The 26,443-nt window shown below is 41.2% G+C and carries 24 protein-coding genes; 7 read left to right on the top strand and 17 right to left on the bottom strand.

Annotated features, from left to right (window positions below; translation table 11 throughout):
* Positions 1 to 53: 53 nt before the first annotated feature.
* A complete protein-coding gene (locus tag ACO1R6_RS09510) occupies positions 54 to 1,301 on the top strand; it encodes an ABC transporter permease (protein ID WP_486264223.1) in 1,248 nt (415 codons plus the stop codon).
* 705 nt (positions 1,302 to 2,006) lie between these two features.
* Positions 2,007 to 2,741 (top strand): LOG family protein, encoded by a 735-nt coding sequence (locus ACO1R6_RS09505; protein WP_486264247.1) that lies wholly within the window; start codon positions 2,007 to 2,009, stop codon positions 2,739 to 2,741.
* Between the two features lie 267 nt (positions 2,742 to 3,008).
* Here ACO1R6_RS09505 and ACO1R6_RS09500 read toward each other — a convergent pair whose 3' ends face one another.
* The 3 genes from ACO1R6_RS09500 to ACO1R6_RS09490 form a co-directional block, all read right to left on the bottom strand.
* Entirely contained in the window at positions 3,009 to 3,776 is a 768-nt protein-coding gene (locus ACO1R6_RS09500; RefSeq protein WP_486264221.1) for a S1/P1 nuclease, read from the bottom strand.
* Between the two features lie 159 nt (positions 3,777 to 3,935).
* Positions 3,936 to 5,498, bottom strand: a complete 1,563-nt coding sequence (locus tag ACO1R6_RS09495; RefSeq protein ID WP_486264219.1) for a T9SS type A sorting domain-containing protein — start codon at positions 5,496 to 5,498, stop codon at positions 3,936 to 3,938.
* Between the two features lie 12 nt (positions 5,499 to 5,510).
* Complete coding sequence (locus tag ACO1R6_RS09490; RefSeq protein WP_486264218.1) at positions 5,511 to 6,104, bottom strand: RNA polymerase sigma factor; 594 nt, start codon at positions 6,102 to 6,104, stop codon at positions 5,511 to 5,513.
* Positions 6,105 to 6,310: 206 nt separating this feature from the next.
* Between ACO1R6_RS09490 and ACO1R6_RS09485 the strand changes: the two genes are divergently transcribed.
* Together ACO1R6_RS09485 and ACO1R6_RS09480 are read left to right on the top strand one after the other, a co-directional pair.
* Positions 6,311 to 6,811: an MOSC domain-containing protein gene (locus ACO1R6_RS09485; protein WP_486264216.1), complete on the top strand. Its 501-nt coding sequence runs from the start codon at positions 6,311 to 6,313 to the stop codon at positions 6,809 to 6,811.
* A gap of 276 nt (positions 6,812 to 7,087) precedes the next feature.
* Complete coding sequence (locus ACO1R6_RS09480) at positions 7,088 to 8,110, top strand: rod shape-determining protein (RefSeq protein WP_486264214.1); 1,023 nt, start codon at positions 7,088 to 7,090, stop codon at positions 8,108 to 8,110.
* 147 nt (positions 8,111 to 8,257) lie between these two features.
* Here ACO1R6_RS09480 and ACO1R6_RS09475 read toward each other — a convergent pair whose 3' ends face one another.
* A complete protein-coding gene (locus ACO1R6_RS09475; protein WP_486264212.1) occupies positions 8,258 to 8,932 on the bottom strand; it encodes an MCP four helix bundle domain-containing protein in 675 nt (224 codons plus the stop codon).
* 716 nt (positions 8,933 to 9,648) lie between these two features.
* Here ACO1R6_RS09475 and ACO1R6_RS09470 point away from each other — a divergent pair.
* Together ACO1R6_RS09470 and ACO1R6_RS09465 are read left to right on the top strand one after the other, a co-directional pair.
* Positions 9,649 to 10,101, top strand: coding sequence for a hypothetical protein (locus ACO1R6_RS09470; RefSeq protein WP_486264211.1), 453 nt, complete (start codon positions 9,649 to 9,651; stop codon positions 10,099 to 10,101).
* A 399-nt stretch (positions 10,102 to 10,500) separates the two neighbouring features.
* The gene (locus tag ACO1R6_RS09465; RefSeq protein WP_486264209.1) at positions 10,501 to 11,652 is read left to right on the top strand and encodes a Gfo/Idh/MocA family protein; all 1,152 of its coding nucleotides are present in this window, start codon (positions 10,501 to 10,503) and stop codon (positions 11,650 to 11,652) included.
* A 136-nt stretch (positions 11,653 to 11,788) separates the two neighbouring features.
* Here the strand turns inward: ACO1R6_RS09465 and ACO1R6_RS09460 are convergent, their stop codons facing one another.
* From ACO1R6_RS09460 to pgi, 12 genes are all read right to left on the bottom strand, one after another.
* On the bottom strand, positions 11,789 to 12,286 hold the full coding sequence (locus ACO1R6_RS09460) for a DinB family protein (RefSeq protein ID WP_486264207.1): 498 nt from the start codon (positions 12,284 to 12,286) through the stop codon (positions 11,789 to 11,791).
* A gap of 249 nt (positions 12,287 to 12,535) precedes the next feature.
* Positions 12,536 to 13,486, bottom strand: coding sequence for a type IX secretion system ring subunit PorN/GldN (gene porN, locus ACO1R6_RS09455; RefSeq protein WP_486264206.1), 951 nt, complete (start codon positions 13,484 to 13,486; stop codon positions 12,536 to 12,538).
* A gap of 15 nt (positions 13,487 to 13,501) precedes the next feature.
* On the bottom strand, positions 13,502 to 15,088 hold the full coding sequence (gene porM / locus ACO1R6_RS09450; protein WP_486264204.1) for a type IX secretion system motor protein PorM/GldM: 1,587 nt from the start codon (positions 15,086 to 15,088) through the stop codon (positions 13,502 to 13,504).
* A gap of 49 nt (positions 15,089 to 15,137) precedes the next feature.
* A complete protein-coding gene (gene porL / locus ACO1R6_RS09445) occupies positions 15,138 to 15,944 on the bottom strand; it encodes a type IX secretion system motor protein PorL/GldL (RefSeq protein ID WP_486264203.1) in 807 nt (268 codons plus the stop codon).
* Between the two features lie 113 nt (positions 15,945 to 16,057).
* A complete protein-coding gene (porK, locus tag ACO1R6_RS09440; protein WP_486264202.1) occupies positions 16,058 to 17,080 on the bottom strand; it encodes a T9SS ring complex lipoprotein PorK/GldK in 1,023 nt (340 codons plus the stop codon).
* A 196-nt stretch (positions 17,081 to 17,276) separates the two neighbouring features.
* Entirely contained in the window at positions 17,277 to 18,236 is a 960-nt protein-coding gene (locus tag ACO1R6_RS09435) for a PorP/SprF family type IX secretion system membrane protein (protein ID WP_486264200.1), read from the bottom strand.
* 167 nt (positions 18,237 to 18,403) lie between these two features.
* Complete coding sequence (locus ACO1R6_RS09430; RefSeq protein ID WP_486264198.1) at positions 18,404 to 19,198, bottom strand: uroporphyrinogen-III synthase; 795 nt, start codon at positions 19,196 to 19,198, stop codon at positions 18,404 to 18,406.
* A gap of 52 nt (positions 19,199 to 19,250) precedes the next feature.
* Positions 19,251 to 20,399: a DUF4271 domain-containing protein gene (locus ACO1R6_RS09425; protein WP_486264196.1), complete on the bottom strand. Its 1,149-nt coding sequence runs from the start codon at positions 20,397 to 20,399 to the stop codon at positions 19,251 to 19,253.
* A gap of 31 nt (positions 20,400 to 20,430) precedes the next feature.
* Positions 20,431 to 21,477, bottom strand: coding sequence for an MraY family glycosyltransferase (locus ACO1R6_RS09420; protein ID WP_486264194.1), 1,047 nt, complete (start codon positions 21,475 to 21,477; stop codon positions 20,431 to 20,433).
* Between the two features lie 219 nt (positions 21,478 to 21,696).
* On the bottom strand, positions 21,697 to 22,101 hold the full coding sequence (locus tag ACO1R6_RS09415) for a hypothetical protein (RefSeq protein ID WP_486264193.1): 405 nt from the start codon (positions 22,099 to 22,101) through the stop codon (positions 21,697 to 21,699).
* The gene (gene lipB / locus ACO1R6_RS09410; RefSeq protein WP_486264191.1) at positions 22,079 to 22,825 is read right to left on the bottom strand and encodes a lipoyl(octanoyl) transferase LipB; all 747 of its coding nucleotides are present in this window, start codon (positions 22,823 to 22,825) and stop codon (positions 22,079 to 22,081) included. The genes ACO1R6_RS09415 and lipB overlap by 23 nt, the downstream gene beginning before the upstream one ends.
* Positions 22,826 to 22,934: 109 nt before the next feature.
* On the bottom strand, positions 22,935 to 24,587 hold the full coding sequence (pgi, locus tag ACO1R6_RS09405; RefSeq protein ID WP_486264190.1) for a glucose-6-phosphate isomerase: 1,653 nt from the start codon (positions 24,585 to 24,587) through the stop codon (positions 22,935 to 22,937).
* 124 nt (positions 24,588 to 24,711) lie between these two features.
* Here pgi and ACO1R6_RS09400 point away from each other — a divergent pair, with 124 nt between their 5' ends.
* Entirely contained in the window at positions 24,712 to 25,065 is a 354-nt protein-coding gene (locus ACO1R6_RS09400; protein ID WP_486264188.1) for a YraN family protein, read from the top strand.
* A gap of 259 nt (positions 25,066 to 25,324) precedes the next feature.
* On the opposite strand, the gene ACO1R6_RS09395 is transcribed toward ACO1R6_RS09400, so the two are convergent.
* Positions 25,325 to 26,299 (bottom strand): toxin-antitoxin system YwqK family antitoxin, encoded by a 975-nt coding sequence (locus tag ACO1R6_RS09395; protein WP_486264186.1) that lies wholly within the window; start codon positions 26,297 to 26,299, stop codon positions 25,325 to 25,327.
* Positions 26,300 to 26,443 lie beyond the last annotated feature (144 nt).

Raw genomic sequence — 26,443 nt, 5'->3', positions numbered from 1 at the left:
TTATTTTGTTAAAATTATGTTTAAATTTATCTGAATTACTTAAAAATAAATTTGTGATCTACCTGCGGCTCATTTTTGAAAGTGCTCAATTTGCCTGGCAAGCGCTTAAATCTAACTTGCTGCGTACTATTTTATCGCTACTGGGAGTTACCATTGGTATTTTTGCCATTATTACCGTTTTTACCATTGTCGACTCCTTAGAACGCAATATTCGGAATAGCGTTAACTTCTTAGGTAATAACGTAATTTATATCCAAAAATTTCCGTGGGCGTTTGGCGGCGAGTACCCGTGGTGGAAATATTTTAAACGCCCCAGCACCAACTTGCATGAGTTCCGGCAATTAGACCGTTTGCTGGAAAACGATGAAGGTGTGGCTATTTTCTGGTCGCGCAATGGCAATACGCTTAAATACCGCAACAACAGCATGTCGGAAATTAATTTACAGGGCGTATCGTACCAGTTTAATAAAGTATCGGATGTGCCGGTAGAGCAAGGCCGTTATTTTACCACGCAAGATGTAGATGCCGGCCGCAACGTAATTATTGTTGGCTACCAGATAGCCGAAAACCTTTTCCCGAACCAAGACCCTTTAGGTGAAACAATTAAAATTAAAGGTTTAAAATTTACCATTATTGGCGTTATGGAAAAGCAGGGCGACAGCTTTTTGGGTATGCCTACCAACGATAAAAATGCTTTTATGCCTTACGGGGCTTTTAACAAGCTTTATTCTATCGGGCAGCAGGGCCGCGAACCCACCATTGCCATAAAGGGCCGCGAAACCGACATAGGGCTGCAGGAACTGGAATACGAAATAAAAGGGGTAATGCGCAACATACGGGGCCTTAAACCCCGCGACGAAGATAATTTTGCCCTTAACCGGCCAGAGTTAGTAGCCGACCAAATTTCTAGTTTGTTTAAGGTAATTGGGGTAGCTGGCTGGGTAATTGGTGGTTTCTCTATTTTGGTAGGCGGTTTTGGCATAGCCAATATTATGTTTGTATCGGTAAAAGAGCGCACCAATATTATTGGTATTCAAAAGTCGCTGGGCGCGAAAAATTACTTTGTCTTATTTCAGTTTTTATTCGAGTCGGTGTTATTGAGTTTACTGGGCGGCGGTATTGGTATTTTGCTCGTGTACCTGATTACGCTTATTCCGCAAGATGCCCTGGACCTGCTCCTGTCGGTGGGCAATATTTCACTGGGGTTAGGCGTATCGGTGGTAATTGGGGTGGTTTCGGGTATTATACCGGCGGTGCTGGCCTCTAACCTCGATCCGGTAATTGCCATTCGGTCTAAGTAATCGTTTTACTTCCTGCTTATTTTGGTTTTTTTGTTAGAAAGAGACTAGTAATGGCCTTACCTCAGCAGTTACAGACCTAAACTAGCACCTAATTACCTGGTAAAATAAAAAACTAAAACAAACATCTGCCCACTATAGAAATTTAGTCTGGCGTGCCTGCTAAGTATGCCTGAGATAAGAGAATATTGACTAAAGCCCAATGCACTAGGGAAGTTGACATAAACGTGCCTATTAGCTTATATTATCAAACCTAAATCAGGCTAACAACCTGGCCTACAACAACAAAAATTTATTTTTAGATTATTTACTCTTTTAAGCCTCTCTGTTGTTTTAAATATAAAAAATAACTCCTTTTTCTGTCCGTTACAAATGCAACTCTTTTTTGTGTAAATAGTAGACCTTAAGATGATTTTTTGCGTGCGCTACAAAAAAATAACAACATAGAAAAGGCCCGCAGAAACAAGACCAAGGTTAATTTTAAAATATTATTCACACACTCACCCGGAAAGAAATTCCATTTAAATATATAACTACGCCGGCAGTAAAAGAGGCCCTGACCGGCACTTTGCATACATTATGACTAAACTTAGAAAAACCAGTAAAACCAAGCTGCAAGAAGAAAACGCGAACGTTGGCAGCGGTAAAACCATTATTCAGCCCGAAGTTAATGACAACAAGGCTAAATCTATTAAGAAAGCCCGCCAGATGGCGCGCGAAGAAAATATACAGGTATCGGAAGAAGACAGCAAGATTAGGCAAGCCTTTGTTGACAAGGACTGGAACGAAATAAAAATTGCCGACTCTTGGCAAATATTTAAAGTAATGGCCGAGTTTGTAGAAGGTTTTGAGAAACTTTCGCGCATTGGCCCCTGTGTTTCTATCTTTGGCTCGGCCCGGACCAAGTCTGATAATAAATATTATATTATGGCCGAAGAAATAGCGGCCAAATTGGTACGCCACGGTTACGGGGTAATTACCGGCGGTGGTCCGGGTATTATGGAAGCCGGTAACAAGGGCGCGCACTCCGAAGGCGGTAAGTCGGTTGGTTTAAACATTGAACTGCCGTTTGAACAGTTTAATAATATTTACATCGATTCGGATAAGCTGATTAACTTCGATTACTTTTTTGTGCGCAAAGTAATGTTTATTAAATACGCCCAGGGCTTTGTGGTTATGCCGGGCGGCTTTGGCACCCTCGACGAATTATTTGAAGCGATTACCTTAATTCAAACGCGTAAGATTGGCCGGTTCCCGATTATTCTGGTGGGCCGGGCTTATTGGCAAGGGCTAATGGACTGGATTGAAAAGATTATGCTTACCGAAGAAAGCAACATTAGTCCCGAAGATTTGCACCTGGTAAATATTGTAGATACCCCAACCGAAGCCGTAAAAGTTATCGACGATTTCTACAGCAAATACCTGTTATCGCCAAACTTTTAATGAGTGGTTAGTGATTTTAATGAGTAGTTAGTTGTTAGGAGCTAGTTCTGATTTTAAAGTCAAAAATCAGGCAATTACGCTAATAAACATCTAAAGAAGAAAGGCGGTTATTCTAGTGAGTAACCGCCTTTTTTGCCTAAAGCTAAGTAAAAAACAAATTGCTAATGCAGGTATATTGGGCAACAGTTTGCGAAAATGAGAAATATCATTCAATTATAAACCATTAACCAAACCTTTGTATTCCTATCAACAATTAACAATCAGTATTTAACCATAAATCTGGTTAAGTAAGCCCGCCAGCCGGATGCCGCCTTGTAACAGAAGTTTTTGTACCGTATCAAAATTCTCGTAGCTATAGCGGTAGCCCAATTTACCATCTTCGGGTACTTTATAAACCTGCGGACGGTACACCATCATGCCCATTGCCCAGGCCCTTACATTTTCGGCTTGCCAGGCTTTTATTTGGTCTTTTGTAGGTTCGCCCACAAAACCAGCCAGTTCAGAGTAACTTAATGCTTTGCCGTCGATCATGTCGCTGTCCCAAACCCGGTGCAGATTAGATGATTGGCCAAACCACTGTACTTTTACAGCATTACCGCCCGTATCGTCTTTACCGCCCACGTGCAATGGTTGGTGCAAATCGCCTATTAAATGAATTAAATATTTAAGGTTTTCCTGCTGCTGCTCACGAGGTAAGTTCTTGGTTTTTAAAGTGGCAATAAGCTCTTCAAGTTTCATTACCAAATCGCCTTTGGTGTTTTTCTGGGTTTGCTCGTACGTTGTGCCATCGGGTATGGTTACCCAGTGCCAATCGTGGGTGTGGTTATACGCCGCATCCGATTTAATGTCGTCCATCCAGTTAGAGACTTCGGCCAGCGAATTATTCTCTAACAGGGCCAACACTTGTTTGCGGGCTTTTTTTGTGAGGTGCTGCTCGGCTACCAGGCCCACCACCCGATGGCCGGTTTGCCCCCAAGCCAGCGCCTGACCAATAAACAAAGGCAATATTAAACAAAGGCAAAATATTCTTTTCATTACAATTGGGGTAAATATAGTTCCGCAGAAAGTTGCGGCTACTTTAAAGATTATACAAAGATAAAACGAAAGTTTTTGGTTTTATCTACGCCAAGGTAAAGAGAAGCTATAAAATTTACCGGTTCCGCATTAACTGGTAATTATCTGTTAAACACAATTTTATTGCACCAGCAATCGCTGGGTTATTTTGTACCCTTCTTTCGATTCCAGTACAACCACGTACATGCCGGGCGCTATACCGCTTAAGCTGAAATTATATCTAATGGCTAAAGCAGTAGCCATTTGCATAGGTTTAAGCACTTTTACCAAACGGCCTGAAATATCTGTCAGGTAAATGATAAAAGTTTCTTTTTGCCGAAAACGCACATCCAGGTTTACCGCGCCAGCCGCAGGGTTAGGGAATAAATTTACATACCGCACCAGCTTCAAATCCGCTGGTCCATCGACTGCTAGTTGAGGAGATGGCGAGTCAGCTTTAGCGAGTTTTGTATTCTTCTGAATTGGGCCTACGTTTATCCGGCTGATGTTTTTCCTGTCTCTACTCGGCAAAATAGCCGAACCTTCTGGTTTAGGCAGTACTTTTTTGTAAACCGTACTTAATTCTTCTCTTTGAGAATCAGGCAAAGCCGCTAAAAACGTTTCCGACAACTGAAACCAGAATAATGCCTGGTCGTGGGCAGCATTATTTGCTTTTACCAGCACTGGCACCAGCGAATTTATTATTTCATTAAAATACTCCGGTTCTATTTTGTGTATATCTTCATTACCCAACATATATTTTACCCGCTGCAAACCCGCTGTATCGGATACAAACAAAGGGTACGGTAAGGCCGGTTCTTTAACCAGATACCTGGGCTTTGCCAATACCTGATATTTGGTTATGCTGTGCGCTTTTGTTTCTTTAATAATGCCTTTATCATTAGTTATTATTCCCGGCGGAGTAACAACAGTAAGCGAATGAATATTATTTATTACTTCAATTTTTAATTTATTAGGCTTACGGCCAGTAAGATGTTCTATCCCGAGCGGGGCCTCCATCTCGTAATGAATTCCGTTCTCATCCAGTAAAAAACCTAATTTTTTAGCGGTTTCGGTATTTATAGCTACCACTGATAGCGGCTCACTAAATAGTTCTTTTGTATTTGGGTTTAGTAAAGTAAGGTTTGTTTTTGCGGTAGTACCGGTTTTTACAGCATACACCAATTGTATTAAAGGCAATGCCGCCACTGGTGTATTTTTTAAATATTCGCGCGCCGCTACTTTGGCTTGTTCTCTGTCCACATCTTTATTTTCTGCGGGTACACTGTTAGCCTGCTGCGAACTTGTTGTTTTTAGTACCGGTCTATCCACTACACTAAGTATGCTGCCCGCTGTATTTTGAGCAAGCGGGTGCTTTTCTCTAACCCGCTCTGGCTTAACCGCTATTGCCCCGGGTTTTTCTATTAAGTAAGCCGTGTTGCGGTTAATTTTACTAAGGTTATATAAACTACTGCTAGCCAACCCGTTCCATAGAGTAAAAAACAAGGCCACCATGGTTAACGCATAAGAAGCAACCACTACTTTCTGAAAAGTAATATTATGAGCAGTATTTTTTACCCTTCCGGAGTTAAATAAACTTACCGGTTGCTGAACTAAAGTTTTTACCTCTTCTGCGGAAAGCACCAACGGCCGAGTACGGGCTACCTCAAAATAATGGTTTAATGTTTTTAAATCTTTTTTCATGCTGAATAATCTTTATCTGTAAAGCCCGGCCGACAGATTACCCGGCGGCTCCGGCGTAATACTTGTTTTGAGTTCTTTTGGAAAGAAATAATGGGTTTCAGGATCGTGCAACAACCGCCCTAAAGCTTTGCGCCCCCGTACTAACCGCAGTTTTACTGCCGATAAGCTTACTTGCTGTATTTCCTGAATTTCTTTTAGCGAGAAACCAACTATCTCAAATAAGATTATGGCTTCTTTTTGCCCCTCGGGCAATTGGTCTAAAGCCCGATATAGGATTTCAATATCGGCCGTCGCTTCGGCACTTAGCTTTTCATCTTTTATTTGGTAGCTTTCCTTTTCTTTAAACAAGCCCCACAACTTACCGCGGCGGTGTTTCTTTTTTATTAGCCGGGTGGCAATACCAAACAAATAATACAAAAAAGCATCTGGTTGCCGTAAGGTGTGCAGGTTTTCGTAAGCGGTTAAAATAGTTTCGCTCATTAAATCTTTGGCGTCAGCATCGTTTCCTAGCCGAGCCTGGCAAAAACGGGTAAAGCGATCGTGTACGGGCTCGTACAACCGTAAAAATGCTTCTTGTTTAACTATTTCCGGCGCTTTTCCCGACATATTATTACAGCTAGTAGGTAACCATGCTGGTAAGTGGCACCGGCAGCCTAAAAAGTTACCTCATTTTCTTAAATTTGCTGCTTTAATTTTAAAGCTTCGCCAGAACTTGATACTTTTGTCATTTACTTATGGGTAAAAGCCTTACAAGTTTATCTAAATCACTCTATTTGTAACTTTTATCGGTTGCATTTAAATATTCTGCTGCTATGGGATTTCCTGCTTCTGAAGGTTCTGTTCTGGGTAAACTCATGGACACAATGCCTCAAACCGGCCATGTAACCTGGATTGGGATTCGGCCGGAACGCCGGGCTGCCTTACTGGCCGTGCCCCAGGTAGAAGCCCTAACTGACCAGCACCTGGCCGGCGACCATTACCAGGGCAAACCCGGTAGTAAACGGCAGGTAACGCTTATTCAGGCCGAGCATTTGGCTGCTGTAGCTGCTATTATGGGCCTAGCCGCCCTCGACCCGGGTTTAATCCGGCGCAATTTGGTAGTGGCGGGTCTTAATTTGTTAGCCTTAAAAGACCGACAATTTTGGGTAGGCAATGTGTTGCTGGCTTATACCGGCTTATGCCACCCTTGTTCGCGCATGGAAGAGAATTTAGGTCCTGGAGGTTACAATGCTATGCGGGGCCACGGCGGCATTACGACCCGCATACTGCAAGGTGGTTTTATAAAAATAGGTGCACCCGTACAATTGGCTTAAACTTTAGATTTGTTTTGTAATTATACTTTGCTATGGCCATTGTACCGGGTAGTTTCCGGCTCTGCAAAAATCAGATTAATTCTAAAATATTTAAAGCCTGAAAGCAGGGAGCTACTTTGGGTTTATTTACCTGTAAATCAACTGGCTGATTACGGACCAATTACCAAATACCAGTATTCAATATTTATTATAGATTTAAACCCGTATACTATCGTTTAGCCGAAAAGAGTTAGTATTAGGGGAAAAGAGATTTTTACAAATTAAAAAGAGTAATGCATGGGGCTTTTTAATTTTTTGCAACACGATTTAGCTATTGATTTAGGTACTGCCAATATTCTTATTATCTACAACGGCGAAGTGGTTGTAGACGAGCCAGCTATTATTGCTTTTGATCGCACCACCAGTAAAGTAGTAGCCGTTGGGCATAAAGCCATGAGAATGGAAGGCAAAACGCACGAGAATATCCGGACAGTACGCCCCTTAACCGATGGCGTTATAGCCGATTTTAATGCTGCCGAACACATGATCCGGGGCATGATAAAAATGGTAAACTTGGGTAATCGTTGGTTTGCACCTTCGTTACGGATGGTTATCTGTATTCCGGCCGGCATTACCGAAGTAGAAAAACGGGCTATCCGCGACTCGGCCGAAATGGCGGGCGCCAAAGAAGTATACCTGATTCATGAACCCATAGCCGCTGCCATTGGTATTGGTATAGACGTAGAAGAACCTACCGGTAACATGGTTATTGATATTGGGGGTGGCACCTCCGAGATTGCCGTAATTGCCTTAAGTGGTATTGTTTGCGACCAGTCTATCCATATTGCCGGCCAAACCTTCGATTCGGAAATAATGCAGTTTATGCGCCAGCAGCACAATTTAATGATTGGGCTACGTACAGCCGAAATGATTAAAATTGAAGTGGGATCGGCATTAACCGAATTACAAGATCCGCCGCCCGATGTTGCCGTACTGGGCCGGGATTTAATGTCGGGTATTCCAAAAGAAATAAAAATATCGTATACCGAAATTGCCGAGTGCCTGGACAAATCTATTGCAAAAATTGAGGAAGCCGTTATGAAAGCCTTAGAAATTACTCCACCCGAGTTATCGTCGGATATTTACCAGAATGGCATGTACCTGACTGGTGGCGGAGCGTTGTTGCGAGGCCTGGATAAACGGATTTCGGCCAGAACCAAGTTACCGGTACACATTGCCGAAGACCCGCTACGGGCTGTAGCGCGGGGCACCGGCATTGCCCTGCAAAACGTTAATAGATTTAGTTTTTTAATGCGTTAGATTTTGGTCTTGCTATTTAGCCATTTGGCAATAAAATTTAACCTAAGGCTTGAGCAACCAAAATAATATTTATTAGCAATTTCCTTTAACAAAAAAGCATCGGGCAGATAAAATATCAGCCCGATGCTTTTTGCTTTTACTCAGGATTTAATTGAGCCGAAAGTTTTTTAAGTTTTTCGGGATTAACGTACGGGTGCTCAGCAGCAAGGCATTTACACTTATCAGAATTACCACTACAATAGCTATTTGCAGGTAGCTTAGCAGGTTTACGCCGTTGGTAAGGTGCCTGGAGCCGTTTAGCAAATCTTTACCTACACTGGTCTGAATCTGGCTTAGCTGTACCAAATCCTGGTGAATCTCCTTAAATATCGGCGATAAGCCCTTCTCATAAGCATCTGCCGATAATTCTCCGGTAGTGGCTAAATATTGGCCCTCTAGTTTGTTATACTCCTGCACCCGCTTTTTAAAATGCTGTAAGCTGGTACTTTCTTCATCAACCAGGTAAGATGCCTCGTAAGCCTGCACAATAGAATCTATTTGGGCATTGTGCTGGGTCAATTGCTGTTTAACTGCAACAACTGGCTGCTGCGCTGGGTTAGCTAAAAACTTCTCCAGCAAAAGCCGTTTTTTGTACATAATATCATTGGCATGAAACAGTTCTGCCGCAGGTATTAGCCGGTCTTTATAGATAGAAGAAACCGACTCATTTATATCGGCAAAAAACTTTTTCTCTAATAAATTACAACCAATTATAGTTATTACCACCACCATAAACATGGAAGCAGTTTTATATTTTTGCTGAATGCCATATATCCACTTCATAAAAATCTAGCTTAAGAAATAAATATTAATTTAATCATTTTTTTCCAGAAAACCGCTTTTTAGGGAATATAAATAGCTTAGCCACTTCTTGCTATAAAATATATTTATTCTGTTTCTGCAATACAGCCTACTCCCTGCCGCTTTCTTTAAAACTATCTCGCTCCTCCCCTAAACATTGTTACTGTATCAAACCTTTACCAGGATACTTTCATTTATGGCTATTCAGAAAACCTGGTCGCTATTTAATCCAAGACAAACGTGCGTAACTTACTTGCACCAGACCAACTTTCATGGCTAACTCCTGAATAAATAACTGCCAATCCAAACTGCCTTACCTTATTTATCCTGCTATAATCTTGTTCATAACTCTTAGTTATAATAATTTAACGATTTATTATAACAAATAACTTCCTCTTATTTACCCCTCATTCCCCATTTATGAATTTTTAAATTGTATTACCTTATCAAGTCAATACATTTAAATATATTTAGCAAAACCATACTTTTACTTAGATATTTTTAATACTCCGGAAAAATATTGATAAATATCTAGTAAACCGTATTTTAAAAAACATCTGCTCTAACAGACAATATTTAAATTAGCTATATTTTAAATAAAATGTATTTATTTTAAATATTATTCAAATAACCACTTGTTTACTTGACTAATATATAACCATTAGCGTACATTTGTTACGAAAATTAATGTTACAATAATGAAAAGAGGTTTTTACTCCGCGCTACTGATGATGGTATTATCAGTAAGTGCATTTGCCAACAACCGCTCTGACGAAGGAAAAGAATCAAAAGGAAATTCTCCGGTTAAAACTAAGTTTAGTAATCAATTTGATGGTGCTGAAAATGTTGTTTGGACATCATCATCGCGCTTTAATAAAGCTACTTTCACCAAAAATGGTATTGTAATGACGGCTTTCTATAACCGCCATAACGATCACGTAGCTACTACGCAATTAGTAGAAATTACATCACTGTCGCCGGAAGCTATCAAAAAGTTAATTAAATATTACCCGGGTTACCAAATGGGCGATATTATTAAATATAAAGGTGCCGATGAGGTTTACTTTGTGAACCTAAAAAATGAAAAAGAAAACTTCCTGGTGCAGATTACCGCTGATGCTAGTGTAAGTTACTTTAAAAGCGTAGAATAATATTTTAAAATAAACTTTCCTGTTTAAATTAACCTTACTGGCCTGATGGCGGGTAAGGTTTTTTTATTCCAACCCCAATATTTTTTAGCCAGTTCCGCTGCTTACCTAAAGCGTTAAGGCTTACTTAGCATCACCCCTCTTTTATAAACCAGACCAGCTTGTTTCCTTTTGTTACGGCTATATTTATGCTTAGCTGCTCTTGCTTAACCCATATTTAATTTACTTACCGGTAAGCATCTGCCAATATTTCTCCTGCATCTGGTTTAGTAAAGTAAGCTTATCTAATATCTATTCTGGCTTTATTTTAGTCTGTATTTACAGCTATTCCTAAACGTTTTATAAACAATAACTTTACTTAAGGGTTTTTACCAGGCAGGTTTATTACAACTGGTAAATAGTATGGAAAACGGATTTGAGAATGTAGCGCGACGTAGCTTCTTAAAAAAGCTGGGCTATGGCGTAGCCTTGGCTGGCTTAGCTCCCGTAAGTGAAGCAACCGCTATGGACGAAGTAAAAAATACAACTATGGAAGAAAAAAAAATAGGTTGGGCGTTGGTAGGATTGGGCAAATTTGCTACTGAACAATTAATACCGGCTTTCCCGGTCTGTAAAAAATCTAAGCTAGTAGCTTTGGTAAGCGGCTCGCCGGAGAAAGCCAAAAAAATTGCAGCCGAAAACGGGGTAGATTCCAAAAATATTTACAATTACCAGAACTACGATACTTTAAAAGATAATCCGGAAGTAGATGTAATTTACATTGTACTGCCCAACAGCATGCACGCCGAATATACCATTAGGGGTGCCCAGGCCGGCAAACACATTATGAGCGAAAAGCCTATGGCCACCAGCATAGAAGATTGCCAGAAAATGATTGAGGCATGTAAAAAGGCAAACAAAAAATTAATGATAGCTTACCGGGCCCAGTACGAACCTTTTAATCTTAAGTCGATAGAGCTGATTAAAAATGGTAAAATTGGACAACTGCGCTTTATTACCTCCGACCACGGCCGCTTACTAAAACCCGAACAGCCCGAAGATAAATGGCGGGCAAATAAAAAGCTGGCCGGTGGCGGCTCTTTGATGGATATTGGTATTTATAGTTTACAAGCAGCCCGGTATTTAACCGGCGAAGAACCGACTGAGGTCTCGGCAATGATTTTTAGTGCGCCCAATGACCCGCGTTTTAAAGAAGTAGAAGAAACGGTAAGCTTTCAGCTAAAATTCCCAAGCGGTGTACTGGCCAACTGCAGTTCTAGTTATGGTTACGATGGCGTTAAGCGGTTTCAGGCTTTTGGATCTAAAGGCTCCTTAATTCTGGATCCGGCCACCGACTATTACGAACACAACCTGGAATTAAAACTGGAAGATGGCACGCAAAAAGTAAAAATTCAGGAAGGCAACCAGTTTGCCGCCGAAATTGATCACCTCTCCGAATGCATTCTGGAAAATAAAGCACCCAAAACACCGGGCGAAGAAGGCTTGCGGGATATTAAGTACCTGATGGCTATTTACGAAGCTGCTAAAAAGGGCAAACCAGTTAAACTTGTGTAAATACTCCCTAGTAAATAAGTGAAGTGAATTGAATTATAATTTAAAAGCCTGCCGACTTTATGCCGACAGGCTTTTATTGCTGATATATAGTTTAGTTAATTAGCTAAAGGGCACTTTTTGCAGCCAATATAATAGCTTACATCCCTTGTTCATCGGCACTGGGGCCATAACTACCCGGGATAGGAATATCTAATAAACGTAAATAAACGCCTAATTGCGCCCGGTGATGTATTATTTGGCTTAACGCATGTCTTACTACTTCGCCTTTGGTGATTTTCATGTATATCTGGTCGCCATTGCGTAAGGTCCAGGGCAACTCCAGTTGTTCCTCGGTCGCTTGCGCTAATTCGGCTTTACCCAGCGCCATCGATCTTTCAAATAAATTTAATAGTTCAGTGGTAGTATTAATATCTTCGGGCTGATAAGGTGCCGTAGCAAAATCAAGTTCAGCGGTGGTAAGCCCCATGGCAATCCAGGAAGGTAGTTCGGCAATATGCGTGGCCAGCATTTTTATGGTCATACTTTTTTTATGCGGTTGCCAATCGTATTTATCGTTGGGTACACGTTCCAGCATTTTACGGGTTGTCTGACCTTCCTGATCCAGTTCCTTTAAAAACATTTTTATTGCATCCATAGTCTTAGGTTTTATTTACACTGCAAAGTAATATTTCTTCACTGACAACCCTATGGCAACAATTTGAATAAATTAAAAATATTATTTGCTAACTTAAGATTGCGGCCCGAGATATTAGCAACCCATGTATGTTAATTTTATGCCTCTACAACTACTGACGCGCAGGCTATATTTATCTTAAAATATCTAGACAAAATATGAAGCATAAAAAAAGGGGCTTGCGGCCCCTTTCTTATTATTAAATTATGCTTAGTAACTCCACAAGCTGTATTCAAACTCAATCATTTCTTCCAGCGCTCTTTGTGACGCTAAAATTGCTTGCTGCGAACCACCGTGAATTGTTTTCAGATCGTCATCGTTCGGGTTAGATACTTTTTTAATGTACGAACCAAACATCCGCAGATCAAACGCATCGGCCAGGTTTAAATGATTAGCGTTATTTTGCGGGTTATAATAAATCGCATCCTGCGGATGGTTCCGGAATACTTTTACTAAATCTTTGTAAGCAAAAGCACCAATCACATCGTCAAAACCTGTTACGGCATTAGGCACTTTTAATGTTATTGCCTGAATATCGTAGTACATCCGCGACCGCTTTTTATCAAAGACTACTTCTTCTTTAATCTCTAGCTTTTTGATATCGCGCGGACTGTACTCAATTGGTCCGGCAGCAGCAAACGATTCGGTTGGAGCAGGAGCTACGTAACGACTACCCATTTGCCGTCTTTTAGCAGCTTCAATTAGCGCAGCTTGCTTGGCAGATTCCTCCCGGGCAATTCTGTCTTCTTCCGTTTCTACAATTTCCTCGCCGGGCTTAGCAATGGTTTTACGGTATTCTTCCGGTGTCATTTGCTTCTTTAAAGAATCATCTTTATAAACAGTTAATTCACCGCGTTTTACCGCATCCATTATAACTTTTGTAATCTCATGGTTTACAGAGTAAAATGGGCGGTTTTGCTTTTCCCGCAAATCAACTACCCGCCATACCGTCCGGCGGTACATTATATCGCTTTCCGGTATAGGTCGTACCGAAGGGCTTCCGCTATAAGCCGTATTGGCTGGTGCTGCAGGCGCTGTCGGTTGGGTTTGTGTAGCGGTGGGTGTTGCTCTATTGGTGGTAGTACCTTGGGTTCTGGTCTGCCCGATAGATTGAACAGATGCACCCGCAATCAACAAAACTATTAAATATACTCTGTTCATGACAAAACTTAAAAATTAATTTAATGGTACACTTACGGGTTTAGCCGCATTTGGTATTTCTTCGACGTCGTTTTTGTAGTTCAACCGAACTACTTCATTCACCTCAACTACCAATCTATCTCCCGGCCGGGCTCTACCTATTAAAGAAGCAATATTGGCCGAACCATTTGAAATTGGCACTTCGCCTATTTTATCCCGACCTCTACCTAAAGTAACTTTACCACCAGTAGCTGAATACCGGGCATCTTCTTTAAACCGGCTGGCAAATTCCGGATCTGGTGTTACTCTTATAGAAACCTGACGAGCAGAACTTGCGGCAATGCCTTGCAATGGATCTACTGGCCGGCCATTTACCAACACAGTTACATCTGGTTTAGGTGGTGTAATGGCCGTAAAAGTTTGCGAACCAATTTTAGCACCGCCGCTGCTTACACTTAAAGTAACCTGACGGTTAGTTGGGTTAACCAATACTTCGCCTTTCTTGCTACCTTTGGTAAAAGAAGCACCAGAACCAGAAAATACCGGGTCATATAAAGCTCCTAACGCAGGCACCTGTACGTTTAGTCTGTTACCACATCTAAAATATAATGTTTGTACCGATGCTGATTGAATTTGCATTTCAGGCTCAACTACATAATATTTTTGTGATACGTTAAAAGTGGTATCGCGGCCATTGCTGTTTAATACAATTTTACCGTTCCACTGCTTCTCAATTAAACCATCTTTGTTTTTTGGTCCACCAGCAGCCGCAGTAAATTCTATTACTCCCCGACCGTTCACTACTTTTACAGGTCCGGCGCTAGAACTCATTTTAGGCGAAATTGCGTTAGAGAATGCCGTTAAGAACATTTCAGCGCGGTATTTAGTTCCAGCCGCTACGGTGTTAGACTCGGCACTGGCAGTAGCTAAAATCTTATCGAATTTAATGATGTCGGCACCTACTTTGCTGGCCAGATTAGCCAAAGCATCGGCTTCGTACTTTAAAATTTCGGTTTCTTTCTGCGCCATTACTGCCAAAGCAGCAACCAACGGCGTAGACTCAAAGTTTAAATGGGCAAAGTCTTTTTTACGCTGATCCGGATCACGACGGGCAGTTGGGTCTTCTGAACCGCCCAATGCTAATTTAGCCGGAACGTTCTCGTTGTACTTTCTGATGTAGTTTGCGTAGTCGTTCAGCTTTTTCTCTAATTCATAAGCCGCTCCGTTTCGTTTACCGCCAATCATGTTAACGGCAATTGCTTCTTCTTCACCGGCATTTTTATAGCCTTCGCCTTCGCGGCCACCGCTTTTAGTAATCAGCATTTCGCGTAAGCCATGAATATAGCTAATCATTTCCGACGTCTTAGTGCGAACATCGCTTGCAGCGGCAACTACCTGCTGGTCATTAGCACGGTTACCGCCTTTTGCTACTGCATCGGCAATGCCTTTAACGGTACTGGTATGATCGCTGGCAGTTTTGTTGTTAACTGCCATTAAACTATCGTCGAGATACTTGAATTTTAGGATGATTGCTGAGCTTACCTGCAACGCAAGAAGTGCGGTGAGTACCAGGTACATCATACCAATCATCTTCTGCCTTGGGGTTTCTTTTCCTCCAGCCATATACTATTTAATAAATGATGTTATACGATATATTTATTCTACGAATTGCTTAAGCCACTGGTGCACGCATGGCATTTAGCATATTACCGTAAACAGTATTTAAGGAATGTAAGTTCTGCGTTAAGCGACCAACTTCATTTTTAAATTGCTCGGTATCTTTAGATGCATCCGTCAGGTTATCCATAGCTACTGCTAAGCTGCCATAGAATTTATTCATCGATTTCAGGTGGTTGTTGGCATCCTGCAATTCCATTTCGTAAACGGCGTTCAGCGCACCTAAATTTTTAGTAACATTTTGCACTTGTTCGTGATACTCACGGGCATCGGCGGTAGCACCGGCCATCTGGCTGATTGCTTCCACGGTGGTAGAATAAGCCTGGTTGATTTTTTCCAGGGAGTTAGCAGCTGCTTTTACTTTAGTTGTATACTCCTGGGTAGCTACTGTAGCATTGCTTAAATCGGCCATTTGGGCAGTTGTTTCACTTAAGCGGTTTAACCCCTGACCTAAAGAGCCAATAGTAGCAGGCGTTACATTGGCATCGCGCAGCATTTTGTCTAAATCATCGGTTAAAGAAGGACCAGAAGCAATTTGTGGAACTTTTCTTTTCGGGCCATCATAGTCATCGGCCAACTCAGGGTAAACCCGCGTCCAGTCTACTTCGTGCGAATTAGGCTGGAAAGCACTTAAGAAAAATATGAGGGCTTCTGTTCCTAACCCTACCATTAACATTTCATTTGCACCTTTCCAGTGTAGGATTTTGAAGAGGGCACCTATAATTACTACTGCGGCTCCTATACCGTAAACTTTGGGCATTACTTTATCAAAAAAGAAGTGGCCACCTTTTGCTGTACTCATTGTGTTTTACTGTTGTTTTAGATTTTTTGGTTGTTTTTTAATTAGCGGTATAAAAATAAGAAAAATTACATTTATAAAAAAAATACAATTTAACTTTTTTTTATTTTTTTTTATTAGCGGCCACTTTCGGTATCACCCAACATAATCATTGCACAACGGAATCCTATATAAGAACGCGCAGAATCCTGATATTCAAAGTTCCGGGTTCCGGTTTCCATATAATATGCAATATCTTTCCAGGAGCCGCCGCGCACAACTTTACGTGGTTCGTTGTCGTCGCGGTATCTTGGATTCAAATCCCATACAATTGGCACTGCGGCTTCGGTATAAGCATCTTCGCACCACTCAGCTACGTTGCCAGCCATATCGTATAAGCCAAAATCGTTGGGTAAATATTTACCTACCGGAGCCGTATAGCTGTAACCATCGCTGTAGTAATCGCCACGGCCTGGTTTAAAGTTAGCCAACATACAGCCTTTGGCATTACGGGTATAAGGACCTCCCCAAGGGTAAGTAGCCAAATCACGACCACCGCGGGCGGGGTATTCCCATTCTGCTTCGGACGGTAACCGGAAAGCCGGGCTGGCCGCATATTCTCTTTCCAGGTTTTTAGAAGTTTTCAGTTTGGTACGCCAGTCGGCAAAATAGCGGGCTGCCCACCAGTCTACCCCTACTACCGGATACTCGTCGAAAGCCGGGTGCGTATAGTAGTATTCCATCATTGGGTCACCCATAGAATAGGTAAAGTCGCGCATCCAAACAGTAGTATCCGGATACAACTCAGTCATCACATACTCTGGGGTAAGCACATCCATAGAGTCCTGCTTAATGGCATCCATAAACTGGCGGTACTCGTTGTTTGTAATTTCGGTTTCATCCATGTAAAAACCCCGAATAGTAACCTGCTTGTTCAGGTTAGACATGGAAGCAGCAATATCCTGATCGGTCTGCCCCATGTGGAACGTACCTCCCGGACAAGGCACCATTCCTTCCGGCACTTCCTGGGGATTAAACTCCGGCCGGTCTTGCACTCCTATTAAGTCGCCGGTATCTTCGTTACCTCTATTGAGCAATCCGCAGCTACTTAAATAACCAACCGCCAGCGCTAAAGAGAACAATTTAATTAACTTATTCATGATCTATTACAAGGATAACTTTTTGACTATTTTATTACTATTTAAAGATAAGCAAATATAAAAGATTACTATTTTAAAAACAATACTACTAATCTCTGAATAATTTAACTTTATAAAAGAAATTTAGGTGATCTCTAACTATTTACAGTTTTTATTAAAAAGAAAATACCAATTAAATGGGTATTATTAACTTCTTTTAAAAGCTGTACCGTGGTGTTTTAACCGGAGGCCGGGTTAAATTGGCGGGTTTCGGAAATATGTAAGATAGCATAATTTCGTGGGAAGTGCGCGCTTTTGCTACTACCCCAAAATTGACTAAGTCTAATGCATACCCTAACCGCAACGCATTATTATTTAACAGATAAGCACCACCCATAGCCGTTATTGCCTCCTGTAAACGATAACCGGCACCTACCCAAAACTTCTGATTTAATGTACCTCTCACTCCCCCTTCAAATGACACGTTACTTAAGTCGTATTTAACAATGGCTGTTGGTGTTAAAACAATACCATCGGCCACCTCTAAATTATACCCACCGGTTACATGAATATGATTTTCAGCGGTTAAAGTTCCTACGGTTTCTGTTCGTTCAACATTCTGGAAAACGTATTTAGACCGCAAAAGATTGCTTGCGCCGGCACCAAAATAAAATTTTTCTGATTGGTACCAAACTCCCACACCCGCATCAAACTTACGGTCGGCATCGTCAAAAGGTACCCGTGGGTCGCCGGGATCGTTGGCCCGGTATTGTCCTTTACTTATCCGGTTCATAATTCCCTGTATACCTATACCCAATGTACCGTTTCTTATTTTAAAATGTTGCGAATAAGAAATAGCCGTATTGGTCATTTTAGTAGCGCCTAACTGGTCCTGCACCACGTGCAAACCAACGCCACCCCGCAAAGCGTGCACCGGCAACGACAAACTAAATAATCCGGTTCGGGGCGAGCCACCATCATCAAAACTACCCTGGTAACCAGCCCATTGATACCTGAATAACCCTGTTAATTCTGCCTGGCCCGTAATACCCGCATAGCCCGGACTGATAAACATGCCGTTAAAGCCATAATGGCTAAATTGGGGTAGCTGTTGTGCCCAGGTTGTTGTACTGCTAAATAAAAGATATAAAATTATAGCGTAAAAAATGTTCTTCATGTACAACTATATGTATATAAACAAGACTAACTGGTAACGATATAAACGCTGCAGTTGGTATACGCTTTTAAATATAATTAAAATCGTAACCAATATTCTCATCCATACACACTAGCGAAATATCTTTTACTTACCAACAACGGTACGAAAAAAAACTAAGCAGGGTATTATTTTTTTCCAAAATGTTTTTGAATATACATTTCAATGGCCCCGGTCATAGAAGGAGCGTTGGGCATTGGCGCCACAATATCGAGTTCTAAACCGGCATCAATTACGGCCTGGGCCGTGGTAGGACCAAAGGCAGCAATACGGGTATTGCCCTGCACAAAATCCGGGAAGTTAATAAATAAGGAGTGAATACCAGAAGGGCTAAAGAAAGCCAGACAGTCATATTTCACTTCGGCCAGGTCCGATAAATCGGAAGGTACCGTTTTGTAAATAATGGCTTCGGTAAAGTGGAAGTTGTTATCCCGCATAAAATCCGGAATATCATTTTTCCGGATATTAGAGCAAGGGAAAAGGAATTTCTCGTTTTTGTGTTTTTTAATAATATCAAATAAATCGGTAGCAGTTTTCTCGCCGGTAAAAAGCTTACGTTTGCGCAATACAATGTATTTCTGCAAATAATGCGCGGTTTGCTCTGAAATACAAAAATATTTCATTTCGGCGGGCATTTCTATTTTGCTTTCAGCACAAATCCGGAAAAAATGATCTACCGCATTGCGGCTGGTAAAAATAATGGCGGTGTGCTCCAGAATATTGATTTTATCTTTCCGGAATTCCTTAAAAGGCACAGGGTCAACCTGAATAAACTCCCGGAAATCAACCTTTATCCCGTATTTATCCGCAATGGTTAAATAAGGCGAATTATCGTTTAAGGGTTTAGGTTGCGTAACCAGGATGCTGGTGATTCTTTTGGTGTGCCGTTCGGGATTTGCCCCTTTGCTCTTATTTTCAGCCATATTCTAAATGTATCGAACTAAAATCAGGTTAGATTTTTCCTGAACTTGACCTTTAGTAAGTAAATACAATCAACTTTAATAATATTATTAACGGAATTATTTCTGTGGCGCAAATGTACGAAAACAAATGTAGATTTCTAAGAGAGACTTTTTTATTTAACGTATAAAATATTCTTAAAACTGTAATAACCAGAATACTTGATACCGCCAGCGTAGACACCAATAATACCAATTGGGGCATAACAGTATTTAGGGCCAGATACAATGCCATTACCAGGGGCAGGAATATTCCCATAAAAAGCAAAGTCCGGAAGAATTCGCGGTATTGTAAAGAAACCAAGGAAGTCAAATCAAAAATGTATCCCATTAAGGTTAAAAACAGGTACTTGAATAATACGAAAGCAAAAATAAATATGGTATAGAATAATATTTTAGAAGTTACATCGGCCTCAGAAACAGAAAACAACCGGTTAAATATTACAATGTTCTGAATATTGGTGTGAATAGCCACAATTAACAGGGCAAAGGATAAAGCAAAAGCCACCACAAATAATACACTGGACCAACTACTTATGGGCTTTGCCAAAAAGCCTTCTTCAAGAGCCGAATGCCGCATTAAATTACTTATACTAAACAAACTTCTAAAATCGGAAGTGTAACTGGTGCGGAGCCAGCCATAAATTAGCCCGATGAGTAGCAGAAATATTATAAAAGCATTATAACTTTGGTTGTTGCGGTATTTATTCCGAATGGTTGCGCCTTTCTTAGCCGAGTCTACGAGCGGCAGTTTAAGGTCAGCTTCGTTCCGGAAAGTATTATAATCGGGCTGCTCAGTGGGGTGCCACAAGCAGAGCAAATACTGGTTAGTACCTTTTTTAGATTTTGTCGTTGCTGCTGCAGCCAAATCCAGGGTATAGGCCGCCGCCGAATCAGCGGTAAAAATCAATTTATTATCCAGGAAAAGGCATAAATCTTTTTTGGCGGCAAAATTTATCCGGAAAGGTTTATCTGGCCGGATACTTACCCACTGGTACAATGCCCCTACCCGCCCGTGATACTCGGGTATGTACAGGGCAAACTGCGATTGCCGCGGCTGGTAAATCAGCCAATCGGAATTTAACTGGTTTAAATAATTAAACTTAGCCGGAGGCAGTTGTAGTTGGGCGTGGCTGACAACCGGTGTAAATAAAAGCCCAAGCAAAACCAGTAACAGGCAAGTAACCTGCTTTAATTTAAGATATACTTTGGGTTCTTCTAACTTTATAAACACCTAAAACTATACTTAGCACCAGCGAAAAAGAAATTAATACGCCTATAATAAATTGGTTACCAAAATGGGCAAAATTAATAACAAACAAGATAACCGCAATATTTATAAAAGCCAGAATCAGCACTGTACTTATTTGCCGGAATCCCATACCCAGAATACGGTGATGAATATGATTTTTGTCGGGCGAGAAAGGCGAAATACCTTTTGAAATCCGGATAATTGAAACCCGTAAGGTATCGAACAGCGGCACAAACAAAATACCCAGCGCAACCGACGGCGAAGAAGGAATGGCTTGCATTTCGATAAACTGAATGGTTAAAACCGACACGATAAAACCGCAAACCAAAGACCCGGTATCGCCCATAAAAATGGTAGCTTTATGGAAATTATACCGCAAAAACCCTAATATGCCGCCAATCAGGCAAACGGCTACGTAAGCAAAATTATCAAACAGCGAGCCGCCGTACTGGAAAAAGAACCAACCAAAGGTAGTAGATATAATCAGTACGATAGTGCCGGCCAAACCATCTAAGCCATCTATAAGGTTAATGGCATTGGTTATACCCACAATTACTAGAAATGTAAAAGCGTAGCTTACGCCCACCGGCAATTCATTTATACCCAATACCCCCTGAAAACTGGTAATCCGGATATCGGCTATAACCATAACCACACCCGAGGCTAATAACTGTACAATAAATTTTTTAAAAGCCGAAATTGTTACCAAATCATCTTTTAAACCAATAAAAAATAAAATAATACAGCCAGCCAGTAATTGTTGTACACCGTTACCCAGGTTAGCAAAAATGGTGAGCGCCGACATAAACCCGGCAAAAACCGCTAAACCTCCCAAACGGGGCGTTAACGATTCGTGTACCGTGCGCATATTGGGCTGATCCAGAATATTTTTAAGGTGGGCAACATATATAATAGAGGGTACCGCAAATAAAGCTACCAGAAAAGCCCAGAAAAAAGAAAGCACCAGTTGAATCATAAATATTTTGTACAAAAGTAAATACTTTACTTTTGTTATTCGGTTTTAATTAAATAACTCTACATTATTAATTTAATATCTTAAAAGAAAAAAAATGGCCTTAAGCCCTTTTCTAATTTTGGGCCAAGACCAGCCACTACCTTTTAAAAGTCCAAATTAAAAGCTTTTTTTTAAGATTATAAGTATTTAGTTTTTAGAACGCTAAAATATATTACTCTAGCCAGGTTTATTCTTTTAATTATGCAAAACACCCCGCATGTTTAGCATCGAAATCTGAATTAAATTATTCTCAACAATAGAGTCGGGTACAAAAATAAACTTTTTATCATATATCTTTTTACCCAGATAATAGCTCACCCAATATTCATTATAAATATGAAAAATAGCCGGATCAATTGGCTCTATTTTAACAAAGCTCTTGGGTTCTACCAGCTCAAACATGTGCCGCAGCACCGAAGTTTTAATTTCTTCGCCTTCGTGCGAGCCGTACCCTTTAGAGGCTACTAATACATTATCGAGGTAAAAAGGGTTATTATTAATTAGGTAAACGTTCCAGACAGGTTGTCCAAATTCGTTGTCGGAGGTTGCAATGGCAATAGAAACGCCTTCTACCGGGTCAAAGAGAATATCTTTCTTCATTTTCCTGTATATGAATGGTTGCTCCAAAAAGTTGTGCCAGGTGCTTTAAAAGCTTTTGTTCTACTTCGGCTAAATTTACTGCCTGTCCTAACTCTTGCTGCATAGAGGTAACGGCTTTATCGGGAATACCGCAAGGAACGATGTGGTTAAAATAATCTAAATCGGTATTTACATTCAGGGCAAAACCGTGCATGGTTACCCAACGGCTACACTTTACGCCCATGGCGCATATTTTCCGCGGATTAATTTGTTTTTCGTAATCGAGCCAAACACCGGTTAAGCCGGCAATCCGGCCGGCCACCAGCCCGTACTCGGCCAAAGTAAGAATTACCGCTTCTTCTAAGTAGCGCAGGTATTTGTGAATATCGGTAAAAAAATTATCGAGATCCCATATCGGATAGCCGACTACTTGCCCCGGGCCATGATAGGTAATATCGCCACCCCGGTTTATTTTATAAAAAGAAGCGCCTTTTGCCTGTAGTTCCGGCTCTTGCAACAACAAATGACTCTGGGAGCCGCTTTTGCCTAACGTATACACGTGGGGATGCTGGCAAAAAACAAGGTAATTGGGGGTTATTTCTACCACAGCCGGTTCCAGGCTACGGTTAGCTACTTTGTGGGCAATTATTTGGGCAAATAACTGCTCCTGATAATCCCAGGCTTGCTGGTAATCTATTTCGCCTAACGAAATAACTCTAATATCTTTGTTAACTCTATTATTCACTTGCCTGGTTCTCCTGTTTTGAGCGGCTGCCAATAAGCGCCCAAACCGGTGTTTGTTCTTTTGGTTTTTTACTTAACAGAAAGTTAGCTACCGCAGTTCAACAAGACTGTTATGCCCGCATTTTTTTAAAGGCATTAATCAGGCCGTTGGTAGAAGAATCATGCGCCTGAATTTCTTCGTCTGATACCAGTTCGGGCAAAACTTTTTTGGCCAGTTGCTTACCTAACTCTACGCCCCATTGGTCGAAACTAAATATATTCCAGATTACGCCCTGCACAAATATTTTGTGCTCGTACATGGCAATTAAGCTACCCAAAGTACGCGGATCCTGCTTTTTAAATAAAATAGAATTGGTGGGTTTATTGCCACTAAATACTTTAAACGGGGCCAGCTCTTTTATTTCTTCTTCCGATAAGCCATCGGCTTTAAGCTCCTCAATTACGCTCTGCAGGTTTTTCCCGTTCATTAAGGCCTCCGTTTGGGCAAAAAAGTTAGACAAAAGCTTAACGTGGTGGTCGCCGATAGGATTATGACTAGTAGCGGGAGCCAAAAAATCGCAGGGAATAAGTTGAGTACCCTGGTGAATAAGCTGGTAAAATGCGTGTTGGCCGTTGGTGCCGGGCTCGCCCCATATTACCGGGCCGGTTTGGTAAGTAACCTTATCGCCGTTGCGATCTACGTATTTACCGTTACTCTCCATGTTTCCTTGCTGAAAGTAAGCCGGGAAGCGGTGCATGTATTGGTCGTAAGGCAAAATGGCTTCGGTTTGGGCTCCAAAAAAATTAACGTACCAAATACCAATTAAGGCCAGCAGTACCGGAATATTTTTATCGAAATGTGTTAACCGGAAATGTACGTCCATGGCGTGGGCCCCGGCCAGCAATTCTTCGTATTTATCAAAGCCAATGGCACAGGCAATAGAAAGCCCAATCGACGACCACAGCGAGTAGCGGCCGCCTACCCAATCCCAGAACACAAACATATTTTCTTCGGCAATGCCAAATTTTTTAACAGCGTCCAGGTTCGTAGATATGGCCACAAAATGTTTGGCTACGTGTTCATTCGCCTGCGCGTGCTCCAGAAACCAGCTTTTGGCGGTTTCGGCATTGGTCATGGTTTCCTGGGTAGTAAAGGTTTTAGACGCAATCATGAAAAGCGTTGTTTCCGGGTCTACTTTTTTCAGGGTTTCGGCTATGTGGGTACCGTCTACGTTCGATACAAAATGTAACTGCAAATTGGGGCGCTGGTACGGCTTCAGGGCTTCGGTAACCATGTAAGGGCCTAAATCGGAGCCACCAATACCAATATTAACAATATGCTGGATGGGTTTGCCCGTGTAGCCCAACCACTCGCCGTTGCCAATTTTATCTGAAAAAGCTTTCATTTGCGCCAAAACCTGGTTCACTGCCGGCATTACATCTTCGCCATCTTCGTAAACGGGGTCGTTAGAGCGGTTTCTTAAGGCAACGTGCAATACCGCCCGGTTTTCGCGGAGATTTATTTTTTCGCCGCTAAACATGCGTTCAATGGCATCTTTTAACTGCGACTCTTCGGCCAGTTCCAAAAGCGCTTCTAAGGTTTGCTCGTTTATAATATTTTTGGAATAATCAACCAGAATATTTTCGAAATGAAGCGATAGGGCCGAAAAACGCGATGGATCTACGGCAAATAAATCTACCATGTGCTTATCTTTCATGATAGCATAATGCTGCTCCAGTTTTTTCCAGGCATCGGTAGTAACAGGGTTGATATTCTGTAGCATATTTTCTAATGTTTATTCAGGCGAAATTAATAATATTCGTTAAAAGTAAGGCTACCCATTTGGTTTTATCTAATCCCGAACCATTAACCTTGGTATTTGCGGTAGTCTTAAAAAGCGTATTTTAATGGCAAAACACAACCTTACCGGCAAAAACGGCGAAGTTACGGCAGCGGCTTATTTACAACAAAAAGGCTTTATTATACTAGCACGTAATTACCGTTTTAAAAAGGCCGAAGTAGATATTATTGCCCAAACCGGTAATTTATTGGTGTTTGTAGAGGTAAAAACCAGGGCTACCCACACCCACGGTTACCCCGAAGCATTTGTGAACCAGAAAAAAGTAGATTTATTTTTACTTGCCGCTGAAGAATATATATACCAGCAAAACTGGCCACACGACATCCGGTTTGATATTATTGCAGTTACCGGCACCCACCCCCACCTGCAGATACATCATATAGAAGATGCTTTTCATTAACAAAAAGTTAATACTTGTTAGTTATTAGCTTTTTGTCTTTAATTAAAACCAACTTTAAATCAGAAGAATACTTTTAAAGTCTTTTGATTAGTTTGATTTAGCGGCCGAAGACTGACGGAAAATAATCACGGCGGAATGCTGGCGGTAGGTATTATAAATAATTTAAGCGTAGAAAGACTTCTTTTAATATAATCCTCGCCTTGGGCTTACTACTTAACTAAACGCCAGACATTAATTATTCTTTAACAACCTTTAACGCTTATTGCCGGGCGGCAGCCGGGCGTTTATCTAATTTGCCGTGCTCGTAGATAAGCGTGGTATGGCGGTCGTACTCTCGGAGTAAATACGGTTCAAAAGGTTCTGCATCTACCGACTCGGGATGTTGGTACTCAAAGTGTTTTCGGTTCCGGAAATCCCAATATTCGGTCCAGACGCCCACTTTCTTGCCTTTTTCATATTGTCCTTCCCAGGCTTTCAGGCCATTTTCCCGGAACATAACGTACTCACCGTTTATTTTACCGTCGGCGTACGGAATTACTTCTTTTATTTTGGTTTTACCCGCATCGTAATAATTAACAATGGCATCGCGCGGAAAACCTTTTTCGTAATGAATTTTACTCCACAAAATATTTTCTTTATTTCTTTCCTGCCACCGGTACGTTTCCCAACGCAAGTGGCGGGTACTTAAATAATAATTACCTTCTTCTACTACGTGGTTGCCTACTGTTTTTTTGTAAGGTCCGTGCAAAATACGGGCTTCGGTAGGTTTTTGCGGAGTACCTCTTACTATCTTTTTAGTACGGGTATTAAAATAATATTTAGCCGGCGCGTATGTACTGGGCTCCACGTATGTGGTCAGGTAATAAAAAGTTTCGATGGTAACATTTTTACCGCTACCGGTTTTGGTAAATCCTTTTTTTATTTGGTAGCCCAAATATTCTTTTTTGCTTTTTTTACGCTTTTTGTGTTTTTTTTTGGTGTGCGCCAATAAAGCCGTGTCGGTAGCCACCATGCTTAACTGGGGTCTGGCTGTATCGGCTAAAGCCGCCGAGGCATTGTTTTTCTTCGTTAAAAAGCCCGAACGCTCTTCCGGAATATTTACAGCCGTTTCGGCATCTACGTTGTAGTTGCGTTTGCTACAGGAAACCAGCCACAGCAAGCTAATCCCGAACAGAAGTAATTTGCGGTTAAAAACCATTAAGCTACCAGGGTTGTACAAAACTCTCTTAATCAAACGTAAAGATGAGAATAAAATTATTTATCCCATACAATGCTACGGCCGAATGAGTTCCTATTTTTTTACTACTACTGCTTAATCAAGAAATAAAGTAAATTTAACTTTAAATATTTTTATTGGTTTAAAACATAACTGCTGTTA

It is taken from the genome of Adhaeribacter sp. (assembly GCF_057359045.1).
This window is presented reverse-complemented; position numbering and strand designations above follow the sequence as displayed.

What these genes read in the sequence shown, in the direction of transcription:
- ACO1R6_RS09505 (WP_486264247.1), top strand. Translation starts at nt 2,007, where the DNA reads ATGGCGCGCGAAGAAAATATACAGGTATCGGAAGAAGACAGCAAGATT.
- ACO1R6_RS09500 (WP_486264221.1), bottom strand. Translation starts at nt 3,776, where the DNA reads ATGAAAAGAATATTTTGCCTTTGTTTAATATTGCCTTTGTTTATTGGT.
- ACO1R6_RS09495 (WP_486264219.1), bottom strand. Translation starts at nt 5,498, where the DNA reads ATGAAAAAAGATTTAAAAACATTAAACCATTATTTTGAGGTAGCCCGT.
- ACO1R6_RS09490 (WP_486264218.1), bottom strand. Translation starts at nt 6,104, where the DNA reads ATGTCGGGAAAAGCGCCGGAAATAGTTAAACAAGAAGCATTTTTACGG.
- ACO1R6_RS09485 (WP_486264216.1), top strand. Translation starts at nt 6,311, where the DNA reads ATGGGATTTCCTGCTTCTGAAGGTTCTGTTCTGGGTAAACTCATGGAC.
- ACO1R6_RS09480 (WP_486264214.1), top strand. Translation starts at nt 7,088, where the DNA reads ATGGGGCTTTTTAATTTTTTGCAACACGATTTAGCTATTGATTTAGGT.
- ACO1R6_RS09475 (WP_486264212.1), bottom strand. Translation starts at nt 8,932, where the DNA reads ATGAAGTGGATATATGGCATTCAGCAAAAATATAAAACTGCTTCCATG.
- ACO1R6_RS09470 (WP_486264211.1), top strand. Translation starts at nt 9,649, where the DNA reads ATGAAAAGAGGTTTTTACTCCGCGCTACTGATGATGGTATTATCAGTA.
- ACO1R6_RS09465 (WP_486264209.1), top strand. Translation starts at nt 10,501, where the DNA reads ATGGAAAACGGATTTGAGAATGTAGCGCGACGTAGCTTCTTAAAAAAG.
- ACO1R6_RS09460 (WP_486264207.1), bottom strand. Translation starts at nt 12,286, where the DNA reads ATGGATGCAATAAAAATGTTTTTAAAGGAACTGGATCAGGAAGGTCAG.
- porN (WP_486264206.1), bottom strand. Translation starts at nt 13,486, where the DNA reads ATGAACAGAGTATATTTAATAGTTTTGTTGATTGCGGGTGCATCTGTT.
- porM (WP_486264204.1), bottom strand. Translation starts at nt 15,088, where the DNA reads ATGGCTGGAGGAAAAGAAACCCCAAGGCAGAAGATGATTGGTATGATG.
- porL (WP_486264203.1), bottom strand. Translation starts at nt 15,944, where the DNA reads ATGAGTACAGCAAAAGGTGGCCACTTCTTTTTTGATAAAGTAATGCCC.
- porK (WP_486264202.1), bottom strand. Translation starts at nt 17,080, where the DNA reads ATGAATAAGTTAATTAAATTGTTCTCTTTAGCGCTGGCGGTTGGTTAT.
- ACO1R6_RS09435 (WP_486264200.1), bottom strand. Translation starts at nt 18,236, where the DNA reads ATGAAGAACATTTTTTACGCTATAATTTTATATCTTTTATTTAGCAGT.
- ACO1R6_RS09430 (WP_486264198.1), bottom strand. Translation starts at nt 19,198, where the DNA reads ATGGCTGAAAATAAGAGCAAAGGGGCAAATCCCGAACGGCACACCAAA.
- ACO1R6_RS09415 (WP_486264193.1), bottom strand. Translation starts at nt 22,101, where the DNA reads ATGAAGAAAGATATTCTCTTTGACCCGGTAGAAGGCGTTTCTATTGCC.
- pgi (WP_486264190.1), bottom strand. Translation starts at nt 24,587, where the DNA reads ATGCTACAGAATATCAACCCTGTTACTACCGATGCCTGGAAAAAACTG.
- ACO1R6_RS09400 (WP_486264188.1), top strand. Translation starts at nt 24,712, where the DNA reads ATGGCAAAACACAACCTTACCGGCAAAAACGGCGAAGTTACGGCAGCG.